Below are 18090 nucleotides of genomic sequence, written 5' to 3' on the forward strand. Positions count from 1 at the left end.
TTCACAGATCGAATCAGGGGGTCCCGGTACTGTTCCTTCATCGCAGCACGGGAAGCAGGGGGGCCCGCGCAGCAGCGACACGGTGAGTCAGGGAGTCGGGGGACTTCTTAGCTCACCGCGGCGTGCGCGGGAAATGGGGGGGACCGCAGGGGCTGGCACATAGAAGGGGGAAGCGTCGAGTTTCTGAGGGGGAACTCGACGCGAATACGAGTGCCGGCTCCCGCTGGAGCCTGAAAGCAAAGAAGCCCGGGCCTGAAGGCCTGTCGCTCCGGGGGGAGTGACGGCCTTCAAGTCCGGGTTGTTTTATTTGGCCACCAGGGCCACCGCGGGCGTGAGCGTCAGCGTGGCCTCGCGGTGCTGCTCCACGGCCTGGCGCGTGTGGAGCATGGGGTGGAACTCCACCTTGCGGTTGAGCTCCATCAGGTCGTCGCGGTGCTTGTGGAACAGGTGCTCCGACTGCCCCGGCGAGTGGATGGACACGGAGCGGGACAGGTCCCCCAGGTCGACAATCATCCGCAGCGCGGTGCCGTGGACCACCTTGAAGGGCTGGCTCCAGAGGAACGAGGCGCCGTCCACGGAGTAGTTGTCGCCCCGGGCCGGCACCGGGCGGCTGTTGAAGACGCGCCGGATGGGGCCGGGGATGGCGGGCCCGCCGAGCATCTGGTGCGCGTACGTGAGCTGGTGCACCTGGCCCCAGGCCCAGGCCTCCGGCTTCGGGCCGTACGTCTTCGCGAGCCACGCGACGGCCGCGCCCAGCGCCGCGCGGAGGATGTCGTCGCGCGTCTCCTTCTCCGGCGTCTTCGGGTCATCCCACCAGGCGCTGTCCGGCTGGGACATCAGGCCGATGACGAAGGGCATGTGCAGGCTGCCGTGCCGTTCGTACTGGCCCATCAGGTATTCCTTCACCAGCGACGGCTCCAGCTTGTGCTGGAGCAGCTTGCGCAGCACCTCGATGTACCAGGCCTGGAACACCGTGGCGCCCACGGCCTCCGGCTCGAAGCGCAGGTCCCACGCCTTCAGCGCGTCCACCGCCTGCCGCTGGAGGTCATCCGCCGGGAGCGCCGCCGCCAGGAAGTAGGGGCGCAGCGCCTCCGCGGGCAGCGAGTACGTCTGCGCCTGGATGTCCCGCATGGACGCCACGGTGTGCTGCGTGCCCGCTTCAATCAGGTCGGTGATGCGCTTGGCGCGGTAGCCCGGGAACCAGTTGTGCGCGATGAGGTGCGGATAGTCGTCGGAGGTGATCTTGTTGTTCGCCGTGGCCGCGTAGCCCGCGGGCGGGTTGAAGGACGCGGGCAGCTCCTCGAAGGGGATGAAGCCCGTCCACTCGGATTCGCCCGTCCAGCCCGGCATGGGGACGAGGCCCGGGTGGCCCTGGCGGACGGGGATCTTCCCCGTGGCCTGGTAGCCGACGTTGCCGGCCGTGTCCGCGTACACGAAGTTCTGGCCCGGCCCCTCCCAGCACTTCATGGCGGCGCGGAAGGACTCCCAGTCGTTCGCCAGGTTGAGCTTCAGCACGGCGTTGATGAGCGGCTGGCATTCGCGGTGCGCCCACTTGAGCGCCAGGGGCTCGCTGTCCTTCAGGTCCTCCGCCATCACCTCGTTCATCAGCGGGCCGTGCCGGGTGCTCTTCACCTCCAGCACCACGGGGGCGCCGCCCTTGACGGGGATCTCCTCGCGGCGCACGTCCAGGTCGTGCCAGACGTCCTGGTAGAGGTACTTCTTCGGCGCCTTCGGGTCGTCCAGCTTCTCGATGTAGAAGTCCTGGGTGTCCGGCCCCAGGTTGGACATGCCCCAGGCCACCTTCCCGTTGTGGCCGACAATCAGCATGGGCACGCCGGGCAGGGAGAAGCCCACGTGCTGGAAGCGGCCGCCGTGCAGGCCGTTCTCGTACCAGGTGGACGGCATGCTCAGCGGGATGTGCACGTCGTTGGCGAGCAGCGGCTGGCCGCTCTGCGTGCGCTGGCCGTGCACCACCCAGTTGTTGCTGCCGGAGACGATGTTGGGGTCGCCCAGCACGTCGTCCACGCTGTCCAGGCCGGACATCGCCTTCACGTCCTTCAGGCCCGGCAGGCGCGCCTCCTTCGGGACGATGAGGGGCGTCTCCGGTGCGTTCTGCGGCAGGAGCGCGTTGGCCACCTCTTCCCCCACCGCCGCCACCAGCCGCGCGCGGAAGAGCTCGATGCGGTGGTTGCCGCCCAGCATCAGCGCCAGCATGTTGCCGCGCGCCAGCGAGTCCACGGGCGTCCACGGCGCGGGCGCCGTGTTCATCACGGTGAACTCGTAGGGCAGCGGCTCCGCGGCGATGCGCGCGTTCATGCCCGCGCTGTAGGCCTCCAGGATGGCGCGCGCCTCCGGGTCCACCTGCGCCCAGGACTTCTCCGCCATGTCGCGCAGGCCCATGGTGAGCAGGAACTTGTCCGCGCCCACGCCCATGGGCCCCAGCAGGGTCCCGAGCCGGCCGTCCACCAGCCGGCGGCCCATCTCCAGCTGCCACAGCCGGTCCTGCCCGTGCACGTAGCCCTGGGCGAAGAAGAGGTCGTGCTCGTCGTTGGCGAAGAGGTGCGGCACGCCCCACGTGTCGCGCAGCACCTCCACCTTGCCGTGCAGGCCGGGGAGGGTGAGCGTGCCCTCCTCGCGCGTCCAGCGGCGGCGGGCGAGCCAGGGACCCACGCCCGGGGTGGCCACGGCCATGGCGGACGGCAGCATGCGCAGCATGCGCAGAATCTGGGTGACGGCGCTCATGACGCGGAGGCTCCAGCGGTGGGGGCGTTGGGGGCGGCGGTGTCGTCAGGGGTGGAGGGCGGCGTGTCCGGGAGCGCGTCCGGCAGCTCCTTGTCCAGGTTGCGCAGGCGCGGGTTGAGCCACCCGGCCGCGACGTTCGTGAGCGTCAGCACGCCCAGGACGATGAAGATGACGGCGATGCCGCGCCCCGGGCCCACGCCCAGCAGGCGGCCCATGCTGCTGGCGAGCGCGCCCCCCTCACGCATGGCCGGCTCGAAGATGTCATCCGCGAGCGGCCCCGCGATGAGGCTCGCGAGCGGTGACACGCAGAGGATGATCATCCGCTTCACGGCGGCGGCGCGGCCCTGGAGGTCGGAGGGAATCTTGCGCTGCCAGATGGACTGGATGCCCGCCATCACGGGCGGCATGGTGAACAGGTAGAGCGCGGCGGCGGTGGCGACCAGCGGCACGCTGGGTGACGGCGCGGCCATGAAGAGCACCACGCCCGAAAACGCATGGAAGCCGAGGATGCCGTACAGCGGGTTCTTGGCGCCGCCCCACACGCCCATGCCGATGCCGCCCAGCAGCGCGCCCACGCCCGCGATGGACGCGATGCGGCCCAGCGTGGAGATGTCCGTGAAGGCGAGCACCAGGGGGGTGATGAGCAGCACCACCAGGTCCATGCACAGCACGGCCACGCCGGTGAAGGCCATCAGGGACAAGAGCCCCTTGCGCGCGCTGATAAAGGCCCAGCCCTGCTTCATCTCCGCGAGCAGCGACCCCTTGCCCTGCTGACCCTCCGCGGAGGCGGTGGGCCGCGGGAAGCGGACCATCAGCAGGGTGGTGACGGCGATGAAGAAGCTGCAGACGTCCACCGTCAGCACGCCCTTCAGGCCCACGCTGTCGATGAGCGCTCCCGCGATGATGGGGGAGAGGATCTGGCTGGCGCCGCTGGCCACCTCCGCCATGGCGTTGGCGCGGCCCAGGTGCTGCTTGGGCACGATGAGCGTCACCGTGGCGAAGAAGGCCGGCCAGCGGAAGGCGCCGAAGCACGCGCCCAGGGAGACGGGCAGGTAGAAGTGCCAGGTCTCCAGCTTGAACAGCCCCCGTTCGCTGGCCAGCAACATGCTGAAGATGAGCAGCGTGGTGAAGCCGTTGCCCAGGTCCGCCAGCAGCATGGCGCGGCGGCGGTCCCAGCGGTCGATGAGCGTCCCCGCGATGGGGGACAGCACCACCATGGGCGCCAGCGCGAAGAAGGACAGCAGCGCGAACTGCGTGGTGGAGCGCGTGTCGAGGAACACCTTCGCGCCCACGCCGAAGGACGTGAGACCGGAGCCGAGGATCGAGATGAGCTGGCCGAACCAGGTGATCCAGAAGACCCGCATGGGCTGGGTGATGGTCAGGCGTTGCGAGAGGCTCATTCCACGTCTCTTTCTCCTGGGGGGCAGGAGGGTCAAGGGCCCGCGCACCGTACTACGGGAGTGCGCGCGGGCCCGGCGTTCCAAGGGGGGATTTCAGCTCTGCTCCAGCTCCGCGAGCATGGCTTCCAGGGCTTCGGGATCGAGCTGACTGGCGCTCGCCTCCACGATGGCCACCGTCATCACCTCCACGGTGGGGGACTCGAAGAGGGCGCGCATGGACAGCTCGACCTGGAAGGCCTCGCGGATGCGCGACAGCAACTGCACGCCCAGCAGCGAGTGGCCGCCCAGCTCGAAGAAGTTGTCGGTGATGCCCACCGACTCCACGCCCAGCAGGTCCTGCCAGAGCGCGGCGACCTTCTCCTCGGTCTCGTCGCGCGGAGCGACGAAGGCGTTGGCCAGCGGAGGACGCGGGTGCTTGCCGCTGCCGCTTCCGCCCGCGCGGGAGGTGGAGGCACCGTCGCGAGCCACCTGTCGCCGCGCCTCCAGCGACCCGAGCGACGCGAGGAAGCGTCCCCCGGTGGGCTGGGTGAGCAGCGCGCGCAGGAGGCGGAAGCCCTCGGCGGGAGGGATGACGGCGTCGGGCCGGAAGCCCTCTCCCACGCCCCACACGTCCCAGTCCACGGTGTACCAGCGGGTGCCGCCCTGCCGGGCCTGCCGGGCCGCCACCGCGTCCATGCCGGCGTGCGCCGCCGCCACCGCGCTGACCGCCATGCCGCCCAGCACCACGGTGAGGGAGGACTGCACCACGACGAAGTCCGGCTGCCGCGACGCCAGCGCCTCCGCCAGCTGCGTGAGGCCTCCGAAGCGGCCGGACAGCAGCGGGGTGGTGGCCTCCGGCGTGGCCTCGGCCACGGAGATGCGGGTGGCCATGCCGCCGTCACCGGCCGCGTAGAAGACGCCGTCGATGCGGCCGAACTTCGCCTCCGCGACCTGGAGCGCCTTGTCGAGCTGACCGGGCACGCCCGCGTCCGCGCGAAGCGCCAGGACCTGTGCGCCGGAGCGCTCCAGCGCGCGCATGCGGTCGATGGCCCTGGACGTCGCGTCCTGCGCGTCATGGCCCGCGCGCCACGCGTCCCACTCCCCGGGGGCGGGGAGCGTGCGGCGCGACAGCAGCACGAGCTTCGGCTTCACCGCCTGCGTGAGCTGCTCCGCGAGCGCGAGCCCCACGCGGCCCAGGCCACCGACGATGACGTAGACGCCGCCGTCCTTGAGGCCGGCCTGTTCCGTGGGGGCTGGCGTGTCGAGGGTCTCGAACGCCTCGACGTGGCGGTACGGGCCGCGCAGCGCGACCACCGGGTCCTCGCCGGTGGCCAGCTCCGTCACCAGCCGCTCCAGCCACGGGCCCGACGCGGACTCGTCCGGCGCGGGCCAGGTGACGTCGACGGCGCGCACGGTGAGGCCGGGGTACTCCTGCGGCAGCACGCGGCTGGCACCGACCGCGGCCGCCTGCCAGGGCAGCAGCGGCTCCTCGCCCGTGACGTCCTGGGCGCCGGTGGTCACCACGTCCAGCGTCACGGGCGTCTTCGCCGCGCCCGGACCCACGGCCTTCCCCAGCGCGAGCAGCCCATGGAACGACGCCGCGAGCCCCGACTCCAGGTCGCGCGGCTCCTTCACCAGCGGCCACAGGTACGCGATGTGCGCGGGCGTCCAGTCCTCTGCGCTCAGGCGCTCCAGGTGCTCGCCCAGCGCGTCCGGGGACGAGGGATCCACGGCGAAGCGCTTCGTCACCGGATCCGACGCGCCCTGTCCCGCGACGAGCGACACCACGTCCGCGCCCGCCTGGCGCAGCCGCTCCGACACGCGCGCGGCCACCGGCGTGTCCGCCTCCAGCACCAGCCAACGCTGGCCGGAGAGCGACGGCACCTGCGGCGAGGCGCGCGTGCGCGGCCACGCGGGGACGGTCAACTCCACACCCTGCGTCGTCGCGGGCCGCGTGGCGGCGGTGCGAGGCAGCGCGGGCGGCGGACCCTTGAGCAGGTCGTAGCGCTCGCGCTGGAAGGGGTAGGCGGGCAGGGGGATGCGGCGGCGGGACTCGCCCTTGTAGACGCGGCCCGCAATCGTCTTCGCGCCCGCGAGCCACAGCTTCGCGAACGCATCCGCGGCGTGCGCGAGCGCATCCTGCTGGGCGTCGCGCGGCGCGGGCAGCGTCGTGAGGATGGACGGGAAGGTGCCTTCTTGTGCGTTGCGGCGCACCAGCGTGGCCAGCGCGTTGCCGGGTCCGACCTCCAGGAAGACATGCTCCGGGTCGTTCAACAGCAGCGTCGCCGAGTCCTGGAAGCGCACGGCGTCGCGCAGGTGGCGCGCCCAGTACGCCGGGCTCACCGCGTCCTCGCGCGTTACCCAGGTGCCGGTGACGTTGGACAGGTAGAGGTCCTTGGGCTCCTTGCGAGCGACCTTCGCCACCGCCTGGCGGAACTCCTCCACGATGGGGTCCATCATCTGGGAGTGGAACGCGTGCGACGTGTGCAGCCGCGACACCTCCACCTTCTGCGCCTCCAGCTTCGCCTGGAGCGCGTCCACCGCGTCGGTGGGGCCCGCCACGACGGTGAAACCCGGCGCGTTCACGGCCGCCACGGAGATGCGCGCGTCCATCAGCGGCGCCAGCGCCTCCGGCGTCATCCGCACGGACAGCATGGAGCCCGAGGGCAGCGACTGCATCAGCCGGCCGCGCGTGGCCACCAGCGCCAGCGCGTCGTCCAGGCTGAACACGCCCGACAGGCACGCGGCCACGTACTCACCGATGCTGTGGCCCACCATCGCCTGCGGCGTCACGCCCCAGGACGCCCACAGCTTCGCGAGCGCGTACTCGATGACGAACAGCGCGGGCTGCGTGAGCGAGGTCTGCTTGAGCTGCTCCGTCGCCTTCTCCCGTCCGTCCGCGGGCGGATAGAGCACGGTGCGCAGGTCCAGGCCCAGGTGGGCTTTCAGCTTCTCCGCGCACGCGTCCACCTCCGCGCGGAAGGCGGGCTCCTGCTCATAGAGGCCCCGGCCCATGTCCACGTACTGCGAACCCTGGCCGGAGAAGAGGAACACCACCGGCCGGCGCGTGTTGGTGCCGGAGCCGCCCAGCAATCGGCGCGCGTCCCGCAGCGCCGCCTTCGCGTCCGCCACGTCCTTCACCACCACCGCGCGCCGGTGCTCGTGCGCGTGACGTCCCACCTGGAGCGTGTAGGCCACGTCCGACAGGGACACGTTGGGGTTCGCGTCCAGGTGCGAGGCCAGTTGCTCCGTCGCCGCGTCCAGCGCCGCGGGCGTGCGGGCGGACAGGGGCAGCACGTGCCACGCGCGCTTGGACGGCGCGGGGGCTGCCGCCTTCGGGGCCTCCTCCAGGATGACGTGCGTGTTGGTGCCGCCGATGCCGAAGGCGCTCACGCCCGCGCGGCGCGGCCCGTTCGGGGACGTCCACGGCCGGGGCTGCGAGGGCACGAAGAAGGGACCCGCGTCGAAGTCGATGACGGGGTTGGGCTTCTCGAAGTGAGGGCTCGCTGGAATCTCGCCGTGCTCCATGGCGAGCACCGTCTTCACCACGCCCGCGATGCCGGCCGCCGCGTCCAGGTGTCCGATGGCCGCCTTGAGCGAGCCCAGCGCCACGCGCTTCTGGCCCGTCTCCTTGCCGCCGAAGGCCTGGTTGAGCGCGGCCACTTCAATCGGGTCGCCCAGCGGGGTGCCCGTCGCGTGGGCCTCCACGTACTGGATGTCGTCCGGCGTGACGCCGGAGATGGCGAGCGCCTCCGCGATGACCGCGGCCTGGCCCTCCACGCTGGGCGCGGTGAAGCCCACCTTGCCCGCGCCGTCGTTGTTCACCGCCGTGCCCAGCAGCACGCCGTGGATGGTGTCGCCGTCCTTCAGCGCGTCGGACAGGCGCTTGAGCACCACCACCGCCGCGCCCGCGCCGCGCACGGTGCCGTTGGCCTTCGCGTCGAACGCACGGCAGTAGCCGTCCGGCGAGAAGATCATCCCCTCCTGGTAGAGGTAGCCCGCCGTCTGCGGGAAGGACACGGACGAGCCGCCCGCGAGCGCCATGTCGCTCTCGCCGGACAGCAGGCTCTGGCACGCCAGGTGGAGCGCCACCAGCGAGCTGGAGCACGCGGTCTGCACCGTCGCCGAGGGGCCGCGCAGGCCCAGCCGGTGGGACACGCGCGTGGCCACGTAGTCCTTGTCGTTGGCCAGCATCACGCCGAACGAACCGGCCGCGTCCATCAGGTCCGGCTGCCGCATCAGCGCGCGCAGCAGGTACGAGCTCAGGCTCACGCTCGCGTAGACGGCCACCGCGCCCTTGAAGCGGCCCGGGTCGTAGCCGGCGTTGTCCAGCGACTCCCACGCGCACTCCATGAAGATGCGCTGCTGGGGGTCCATCAGCTCCGCCTCGCGCGGGCTGTAGCCGAAGAGGCCCGCGTCGAACTCCGTGGCGTCCTCCAGCACGTAGCTGGAGCGCACCCACTGCGGATGGGCGCGCAGGGCCTGGGGAACGCCCGCGTCATCCAGCTCCGCGTCCGTGGGCACGCGGCGCGCGTCGCCGCCGCGCCGGAGCATCTCCCAGAAGCCCTCCAGCGTTTGCGCACCCGGGAAGCGGCCCGACAGGCCGACGATCGCGATGCGCTCCTCGCCACCACCCACTGCGTCACTCATCCGCGTCTCCATCCGTTTCCACCCGACCGCGCGAGGCCCCCGCGCGGCGGTTGACCGTGCGTCGCGCCTCGGCACGGGAGCGGCCCGCCTGCGCCGCGTCCTCCGAAGGCGTGTCCTCCCGGCGCGACAGCCGCGCCGCCAGTGCCCGCACGGTGGGGTACTGGAAGAGGTCCGTGAGCGCCAGCGTCACGCCGAGCTCCGCCGTCAACCGGCGGTGCAACTGGAGCGCGAGCAGCGAATTGCCACCCAGTTCGAAGAAGGGGTCGTCCAGGCCCACCCGCTCCACGTGGAGCAGGTCCTTCCACGCCTGGGCGATCTGCTGCTCGATGGCCGTCCCCGGCGCCACGAAGGGCCGCGACGGATCCGCGCCACCGGCCTCCGGCGCGGGCAGCGCCTTGCGGTCCGCCTTGCCGTTGGGGCTGAGCGGCATGCGCTCCAGCACCACGATGTTGGACGGCACCATGTACTCGGGCAGCCGCTCCAGCAGGTACGTGCGCAGCGCGGCGCCCTCCGGCTTCCCGTCCTTGCCGGTGACGTAGGCCACCAGCCGCTTCTGGCCCGGCCGGTCCTCGCGCGCGAGCACCACCGCCTGGCGCACCGTGGGGTGCTTCTCCAGCGAGGATTCAATCTCGCCCAGCTCGATGCGCAGGCCGCGGATCTTCACCTGGAAGTCCGCGCGGCCCAGGTACTCGATCTCGCCGTCCGGCAGCCACCGCGCCACGTCGCCCGTGCGGTACATGCGCGCGCCCGGCACCGTCGCGTACGGATCCGGGATGAAGCGCTCGGCCGTCAGCGAGGGCCGCGCCAGATAACCGCGCCCCACCTGCACGCCGCCGATGTACAGCTCACCCGCGGCGCCCTGGGGCACCGGCTGGAGCTCCGCGTCCAGGATGCGGATTTGCGTGTTGTCCACCGGCCGGCCAATGGGCACGGAGCGGCGGCCGTCGTTCGCCCTACACGCATGGAACGTCACGTCCACCGCGGCCTCGGTGGGGCCGTAGAGGTTGTGCAGCCCCGCGCCGGGCAGCGTGCGCAGGCACAGTTCCTTTAGCTCCAGCGGCAGCGCTTCACCGCTGCACACCACGCGCTTGAGCGACGTGCACTCCGACACACCCGGCTCGTCCAGGAAGGCCTGGAGCATGGAGGGCACGAAGTGCAGCGTGGTGACGGACGCGGAGGCAATCAGCGCCTTGAGGTAGCCCGGGTCCTGGTGCCCGCCGGGCTTCGCGACCACCAGCTTCGCGCCCGTCATCAGCGGCCAGAAGAACTCCCAGACGGACACGTCGAAGCTGAACGGCGTCTTCTGGAGCACCACGTCCTGGGACGTGAGCTGGTAGGCGGACTGCATCCACAGCAGGCGGTTCACCACCGGGCCATGCGCGTTCATCGCGCCCTTGGGGCGGCCCGTGCTGCCGGACGTGAAGATGATGTACGCCAGCGAGTCCGGCATGGCGGTGGGCGCGGGCGCGGTGGTGGGCTCGCGGGCAATCTCCTCCCAGCCCGTGTCCAGCTTCACCACCTTCGCGTCCGACGCCGGCAGCCGCGCCAGCAGCCGCTCCTGCACGAGCAGCACTGGCGGACGCGCGTCCTCCAGCATCCAGCCCAGGCGCTCCTGCGGGTAGCCCGGATCCAGCGGCACGTAGGCGCCGCCCGCCTTCAGTGTGCCGAGCAGGCCCACCACCATCTCCAGCGAGCGCTCCACGCACAGGCCCACGCGGACTTCCGGACCCACGCCGTGCTTGCGCAGCGCGTGCGCCAGTTGGTTCGCGCGGGCGTCCAGCTCGCCGTAGGTGAGGCGGCTGCCCTCGAACTCCAGGGCGACCGCGTCCGGCGTGCGCGCCACCTGCGCCTCGATGAGCGACGTGAGCGTCGCGTCCTTCGGGTGCGTGACGGCGGTGTCGTTCCAGCCGTGCATCACGCGCTGGCGCTCGGCGTCGGGCAGGAGCGGCAGGCGGGAGATGGGCACGTCCGGCCGCGCGACGATGCCTTCGAGCAGCGTCAGGTAGTGGCCCAGGAGCCGCTCCGCCGTGGAGCGCTCGAAGAGGTCGGTGCTGTACTCGGCGGTGACGCGCAGGCCCTGCGGCAGGTCCACCAGCAGCAGCGACAGGTCGTACTTCGTCGTGCCGGTGTCCACCGGCTTCGCCTCCATCACCACGCCCGGGGCCTCCAGGGCCGGCATGGGCGCGTTCTGCAGGACGAACATCACCTGGAAGATGGGCGAGTGGCTGAGGTGCCGCTCCGGCTTGAGCGCGTCCACCAGCCGCTCGAAGGGGATGTCCTGGTGCGCGTACGCGTCCAGCGTGGACTCGTGCACGCGGTGGAGCAGCTCCTTGAACGTGGGCTTGCCGGACAGGTCCGAGCGCAGCGCCAGCATGTTCACGAACAGGCCGATGAGCCCCTCCACCTCCGCGCGCGGACGGCCCGCGATGGGCGTGCCCACCACGATGTCGTCCTGGCCGGTGTAGCGGGACAAGAGGACGTTGAAGGCGGACAGCAGCGTGACGAAGAGCGTGCGGCCCTCGCGCTGGCCCAGCGCCTTGAGCGCCTGGGTCAGCGCGGGGGACAGGTGCATCACCTGCCGCTCGCCCTTGGAGCTCATCAGCGCCGGACGCGGCTTGTCCTGCGGCAGCTCCAGCAGCGCGTTCGGGTTGAGGCGGTTCTTCCAGTAGGTGAGCTGGCGCTCCAGCTCCGCGCCCTGGAGCCACTCCTTCTGCCACGCCGCCCAGTCCGCGTACTGGAGCGGCAGGGGCTTGAGCGGAGAGGGCTGGCCCTCCAGGCAGGCTCGATAGAGCACGGCCAGTTCGTGCACGAGCACGCCCATGGACCAGCCGTCGGAGACGATGTGGTGCTGATCAATCAGCAGCACCTGCTCCCCGTTGCCCAGGAGCATCAGCACCGCGCGCAACAGCGGCCCCTGCTCCAGGCTGAACGGCTGCTGCGCGAGTGTCACCACGCGCCGCTGGGCTTCGGCCTCACGCTCCGTCACCGGCAGCCCTTGGAGGTCCATCACCTCCAGCGGCACCTCGCCCGTGGCGGCGATGACCTGCGCGGCGCCGCCCTCACGCTCCTGGAAGGTGGTGCGCAGCGTGTCGTGCCGCTCCACCAGCAGGGCCAGGGCGCGGCGCAGCGCGTCCGTGTCAACGGTGCCCGTCAGGCGCACCGCGGTGGGCATGTGGAAGGCCGCGCTGCCGGGGCTCCACTTGTCCAGGAACCACATCCGCTCCTGCGCGAAGGACAGGGGCGCCTGCTTCGAGGCAGGGCGCGACTTGTCCTTCAGGAGCTGCGCCAGGCGTGCTCGCTTCTCTTCGGGCGTCATGTTCAGGCCGCGTCCTCGCTGCTGCTGCTGTCACCACCGTCACCGCCGCCCGCGTCTTCCAGCACCGCGAGCAGCTCCGCCACCTGTTCGTCCGACAGTTGGTCCATGTTCTCCAGCAGCTTCTCCGCCTCGGCCGCCGTGACCTTCTGCTTCGCGGCGGGCGTGGCCACCGGCTGCGCGGCCACCAGGGGCTGCGTGGGCGTGGCGCCCTCCACGGAGTAGCCCAGCCGCTCGATGACGGCGTGGGTGGTGGCGTCGAAGGGGCGGGGCCACTTGATGCGCTTCCAGGACTCGCCCATCTTCTTCTCGATGCCCTGGTGCTGGAGGATGTTCGGGTCGCCCAGGCCGCCCATCATGCGGTCCTTCTTGCCGTCGTACGGCTGGACCATGCGCTCGTCGAACTCGAGCCCCAGGAAGTGGGCCACGCCGGTCATCACCTTCGTGGGGTCCGCGACCAGGTCCTCGTAGCGCACCCAGTGGCAGCGGTCCTTCCCGATGCCGTCGAAGAAGTGGAGCAGGTTCCGGTTGGACAGAGCCCACACCGTCTCCGCCACCACGTAGGGGTCCACGTCCGCGTCACCGAAGAGGCCGGCGGCGAAGAGGCGGTCGAAGCGCATCCGGAGGATGGACTCCATCACCGGGAGCGGGTGGCGGTAGAGGTAGATGTACTTGTTGCCCTCGAACATCCGCTCCGCGCGCTCCAGCGTCTCCACGTCCATGGCGTACGTGGGCGTCTTGTCCACGAGCAGCCGGGGCGACGACTTCTCCTGGAGGCGGCGGTAGACGTCCTGCGCGGACACGTCGTCAGCAACGAGCCGGTCCACCAGCGCGGCGCCGGCGGGCGAGTCCAGCTTCTCCAGCTCCATGAGCGCCCACTGCAGGCCGCCCGTGGTCCACTCCATCTCGGAGCCGAAGCCGATGTTCTCGCGCCACTCGCGCATGCCCTCGAAGAAGAGCAGGTTCACTTCCGGCGGGCAGAACAGCCGCGGGTGGCCCGCGAGCATCACGCGGAACAGCGTGGAGCCCGCGCGCGGGCTGGAGTGCACGAACACCATGGGCGGGTTCTTCTTCGCCGTGTTGGTGCGCTGCGCGCCGGACGTCTGGGCGCGGTAGGGCTTCAGCGGGTACGCGGACAGCGGCTTGTTCTCCGCGAAGCGCTGCGGGTCCTGGAGCCGGTCCATCTCCACCAGCAGGTACTTCGACAGCTCCGGGATGGACGGGTGCGCCTGCACCTCGTGCGGGTAGAGCTGGAACTTGAAGTCCTGCCGCAGGTCGTACTCCAGCTCCGCGCCCAGCGCGTGCAGGTCGTAGCCCTTGAGGCTGCCGTCGGCGGGCAGCTTGTCCAACGGGATGCGCAGGCCTTCGGAGATGTGGTGGCGCAGGTACTCGGTGAGCAGGGCGGGGCGCTCGGTGGGGAACGCGGTGCGCAGGCGCTCCGCGATGGGCTTCTCCGTGGAGGCCGCGCGCTTGCCCAGCTCCTGCTCCACGCGCCCGGCGACGCCCGCGACGGTGGGCGTCTCGAAGAGGCCGCGCAGCGACAGGTCCACCTTCAGCACCGCGTGGATGTGGTTGCGCAGCTGCGTGGCCAGCAGCGAGTGGCCGCCCAGCTCGAAGAAGTTGTCGTTGATGCCGATGCCGTCGATGCCCAGCACCTGCTCCCAGATGCCCGCGACGGTCTTCTCCAGCTCCGTGCGAGGCGCGGCGTACGGCGTGAGGATGGACGGGCGCGCGTGCTTGTTGCCCTTCGCCGCGTCCTTCTTGCCCTTCACCGTCTTCGCGGGACGCGGGCCCTGACGGCGGCGCGCGGCCAGGTCACCGGTGGAGACCGCGAGCCGGCCACTCTCGCCATGCGACAGCGCGCGGCGCAGCGCCTCCAGACCTTCCGCGGGCTGGATGGCGAACTGGGCCAGCGTGGGGGACAGCTCCGCCATGGCCTGCGCGTCCGCGAACTGCCACGCGTCCCAGTCCACGCTCAGCCACGGGTAGGCGAAGCCCTCCGTGCACGCTTCGGCGAACGCGTCCATGAAGGCGCTGGCGGAGGCCTGCGCCACCTGTCCCAGGCCGCCCAGGACGGACGACAGCGACGACACGAGCAGACAGAACGCGGGGCCTTCCTTCGGGAGCACCTGCTCCAGCACGCGCACGCCGTGCACCTGCGGGCGGAAGTGCCAGGCGCACTCGTCCGGGCCCGTCTCCGCGATGGTGCCCAGCGTGGCGCCCTGCATGCCTCCCGCCGCGTGGATGACGCCGTCGATGCCGCCGAAGCGCGCCACCGCCGCGTCCACCACGCCGCGCATGGACTCCACGTCGGTGAGGGACGCGGGCAGCACCAGCATCTCCACGCCCGTGCGCTCCAGGGCCAGCGCGCGCTGGATGCGGCGGGACACCGCGTCCTGCACGCCGTGCTTCTCCACCCACGCCGTCCACTGGCCGCGGCTGGGGAAGTCCGCCGTCTCCACCAGCGTCAGCTTCGCGTGGTGCACCGTCGCCAACTCGGACGCCAGCGCATGGCCGATGCCGGTGAGGCCGTCCGTGATGAGGTACGCGCCGCCGTCGCGCAGCACCTCCGCGCCGGCCGCCTCCAGGCGCACGGGCTCGAAGGTCTGCACCCAGCGCTGGCGGCCACGCAGGGCCACCACCGCGTCACGCGGTTCGGCGCCCAGCTCCGCGGCCAACCGGTTCGCCACCGCGCCCGCGTCGCCGGGCACCACGTCCACGAAGCGGCACGCGAGGTTCGGGTACTCCTGCGGCAGCACGCGCGTGGGGCCCACCAGCAGGGCCTGCTCCGGCAGCTGCGCGTCCGCCTGCTCCACGCGAGCCGAGCGGCTGGTCACCACGGACCAGGTGAGCGGCTCGATGTGGCCCGTGTCGCCCAGGGCGCGGGCGAGGAACAGCTGGCTGTGGAAGCCCAGGTCCAGCGCCTTCTCCTGCGCTGCCGACTCACGCGACAGGCTCCACAGGTGCACCACGTTGGAGAACGCGCGGCCCTGCTTCTTCAGCGCTTCCAGCACCGCGCAGTAATCCTCGCGGCGCGCCGGATCCACCGTGAACGTGCCGTCCGGGCGCTGCTCGAAGCGTGCGCCGGGGACGACGCGGAAGACATCCCCATTCAGCTTCGGGGCCAGGGCCTCCGCCACGCCGGTGTCGTCCGCGAGCACCAGCCAGCCCGCGCCCGCCGCGTCCTTCGCCTTGGGCAGCGGGGACAGCTTCCACGACGGCGCGTAGAACCAGTCCGCCACGTCCGGGCGCTTCGTCAGCGACGCGGGCGCGTCCGCGCGGGCTCCACCGCCCAGCGGCTTCGCGTCGATCCAGTAGCGCTCACGCTGGAAGGGGTAGGTGGGCAGCGGGACGCGGCGGCGCTGCTCGTTGGCCGCGAAGCCCTTCCAGTCCACCGTCACGCCGTTGAGCCACAGCCGGCCCAGCGCGCCCAGGAGCACCTGGAGGTCCGGCGCCTGCTCACGCGGGTGGCGCGTGGAGGAGATGATCACGCGCGCTTCCGCGCCCGGCTGCTGCTTCGCCAGCGTGGCGAGCACCGTGCCGGGGCCCACCTCCAGCAGGGCCGCCTGCGGCCACTTGCGGGACAGTTCCTGGAGTCCCGCGGAGAAGCGCACGCCCTGGCGCAGGTGGGTGGCCCAGTAGCCCGGGTCCGTCGCCTGCGCCGCTTCAATCCAGGTGCCCGTGACGTTGGACAGGAAGGGAAGGCCAGGCGCGTTGAGCTTCACCTGACGCACGCGCGCGGTGAAGGTCGCGAGGATGGGGTCCATCATCGCGGAGTGGAACGCGTGCGACGTGTGCAGCCGCGACACCTCCACGCCCTGCGCCTCCAGCTTCGCCTGGAGCGCGTCCACCGCGTCGGTGGGGCCTGCCACGACGGTGAAGCCCGGCGCGTTCACCGCCGCCACGCTGACGTTCGCGGGCAGCAGCGGCTTGAGCGCGGACTCCTCCAGCTTCGCGGACAGCATGGCGCCGGAAGGCAGCCCCTGCATCAGCTTGCCGCGCGCGGCCACCAGCGCCAGCGCGTCATCCAGGCTGAACACGCCCGCGAGGCACGCGGCCACGTACTCACCGATGCTGTGCCCCAGCATCGCGGAGGGCTTCACGCCCCAGGCCATCCACAGCTTCGCCAGCGCGTACTCCACGGCGAAGAGCGCGGGCTGCGTCAGCTCCGTGCGCGTCAGCGCCTGCGTCGCGGCTTCCGCCTTGGAGGCCTCCGGGAAGAGGACCGTGCGCAGGTCCAGGCCCAGGTGCGGCGTCAGCTTGTCCGCGCACGCGTCCAGGTGCCGCTTGAAGGTGGGCTCGGACGCGTACAGGTCGCGCGCCATGCCCACGTACTGCGAGCCCTGGCCGGGGAACAGGAAGGCCACCGGCCGCTCGTGCACGTCCGGCGCGTGCGTCCACTGGCGGGGGCTGTTCTCCACCTCCAGCGCGGCCAATGCGTCATCGCGGTCGCGGCACACCAGCACGCGCCGCTTCGCCATGGCCTGACGGCCCGTCTGGAGCGTGAAGGCCACGTCCGCCAGCGCCTGCGCGGGGTGCGCCTTCAGGTGCGCGGCCAGGTTCTTCGTCGCCGCGTCCAGCGCCGCGTCGCTCTTCGCGGACAGCACCACCAACTGCGCCGGGCGGGACGCGCCGGACGGCGGAAGGGCCGGGGCCTCCTCCAGCACGACGTGCGCGTTGGTGCCGCCCACGCCAAAGGAGCTCACGCCCGCGCGGCGCGGGTGCTTGGGGTTCGCCTGCCAGTCCGTGAGCTTCGAGTTGACGAAGAACGGGCCGCCCGCGAACGGGATCTCCGGGTTCACCTCCGTCACGTGGAGGCTGGGCGGAATCTGCCGGTTCTCCAGCGTCATCACCGCCTTGATGAGGCTGGACACGCCGGCCGCGTTGGCCAGGTGACCGATGTTGCTCTTGAGCGAGCCCACCGGAATCTTCGGAGGGTTCGCCTTCGCCGCCGCCGAGCGGAACTTGAACGCCTTGTTGAGCGCGCGCACCTCGATGGGGTCACCCATCTTCGTGCCGGTGCCGTGCGCCTCCAGGTAGCCGATGGTCTCCGGCGCGACGCCCGCCGCGCCCAGGGCCTCGGTGATGACGGTGGCCTGGCCCTCCACGCTGGGGGCGGTGAAGCCCACCTTCAGCGCGCCGTCGTTGTTGATGGCGCTGCCCTTGATGATGGCGTGGATGTGGTCGCCATCTTCAATCGCGTCCGCCAGCCGCTTGAGCACCACCACGCCCACGCCGCTGCCGAACACCGTGCCCTCCGCCTTCGCGTCGAACGCACGGCAGTGGCCGTCCGGGGACACGATGCCGCCGGGCACGAAGGGGTAGCCCTCCGGGTGCTTCACGTGCACGGACACGCCGCCGGCCAGGGCCAGGTCGCACTCTTCATTCAAGAGGCTCTGGCAGGCCGCATGCGTGGCCACGAGTGACGTGGAGCACGCGCTGGTGATGGAGTAGCTGGGGCCGCGCAGGTTGAGCTTGTACGCGACGCGGGTGGCCAGGAAGTCGCCGCCGTTGTTCACGTCCACCTGCACCTGGTCCATGCCGCTCAACTGGTCGAAGTTGGGGACCAGGTGGAACACCAGGTACGTGTTGGTGGCCGCGCCCGCGAACACGCCGACGGAGCCGTCGAAGCCCTCCGGCGTGTGGCCCGCCTTCTCCAGCGCCTCCCACGCGCACTCCAGGAAGACGCGGTGCTGCGGGTCCATCAGCTCCGCCTCGCGGGGCGTGAAGCCGAAGAAGCCCGCGTCGAACAGCTCCATGCCGGCCAATGCGGCGCTGGCCTTCACGTGGCGCGGGTCCTTGCGCAGGACGGGGTCCACGCCCAGCTTCTCCAGCTCCGCGTCGGGGACGGGCTGGATGGACTCCACGCCGTCGCGCAGGTTCTTCCAGAAGGAGTCCAGGTCGGGGGCGCCGGGGAAACGTCCGGCCATGCCGACGATGGCGATGGCCTGCGCGTCGATGTTCGATTCAGCGGACATGGGGTGTGCTCGGGCGGCGAAAGGTGGG

Annotated in this window: 5 protein-coding genes; all 5 read right to left on the reverse strand. The window is 71.4% G+C overall.

Going from position 1 to position 18090, the window contains the following annotated elements:
* Positions 1-303: 303 nt before the first annotated feature.
* The 5 genes from JYJ93_RS14580 to JYJ93_RS14600 all read right to left on the reverse strand — a co-directional run bounded on the left by JYJ93_RS14580 (position 304) and on the right by JYJ93_RS14600 (position 18062).
* On the reverse strand, positions 304-2742 hold the full coding sequence (locus JYJ93_RS14580) for a penicillin acylase family protein (RefSeq protein WP_206791407.1): 2439 nt from the start codon (positions 2740-2742) through the stop codon (positions 304-306).
* A complete protein-coding gene (locus JYJ93_RS14585; RefSeq protein ID WP_206791409.1) occupies positions 2739-4142 on the reverse strand; it encodes an MFS transporter in 1404 nt (467 codons plus the stop codon). The genes JYJ93_RS14580 and JYJ93_RS14585 overlap by 4 nt, the downstream gene beginning before the upstream one ends.
* Before the next feature lie 93 nt (positions 4143-4235).
* The gene (locus JYJ93_RS14590) at positions 4236-8771 is read right to left on the reverse strand and encodes a type I polyketide synthase (RefSeq protein ID WP_206791411.1); all 4536 of its coding nucleotides are present in this window, start codon (positions 8769-8771) and stop codon (positions 4236-4238) included.
* A complete protein-coding gene (locus tag JYJ93_RS14595; protein WP_206791413.1) occupies positions 8764-12087 on the reverse strand; it encodes a non-ribosomal peptide synthetase in 3324 nt (1107 codons plus the stop codon). The genes JYJ93_RS14590 and JYJ93_RS14595 overlap by 8 nt, the downstream gene beginning before the upstream one ends.
* Before the next feature lie 2 nt (positions 12088-12089).
* Positions 12090-18062, reverse strand: a complete 5973-nt coding sequence (locus tag JYJ93_RS14600; protein WP_206791423.1) for a type I polyketide synthase — start codon at positions 18060-18062, stop codon at positions 12090-12092.
* Between the last annotated feature and the right edge of the window lie 28 nt (positions 18063-18090).

The organism is Corallococcus sp. NCSPR001 (assembly GCF_017309135.1).
Taxonomy (GTDB): domain Bacteria; phylum Myxococcota; class Myxococcia; order Myxococcales; family Myxococcaceae; genus Corallococcus.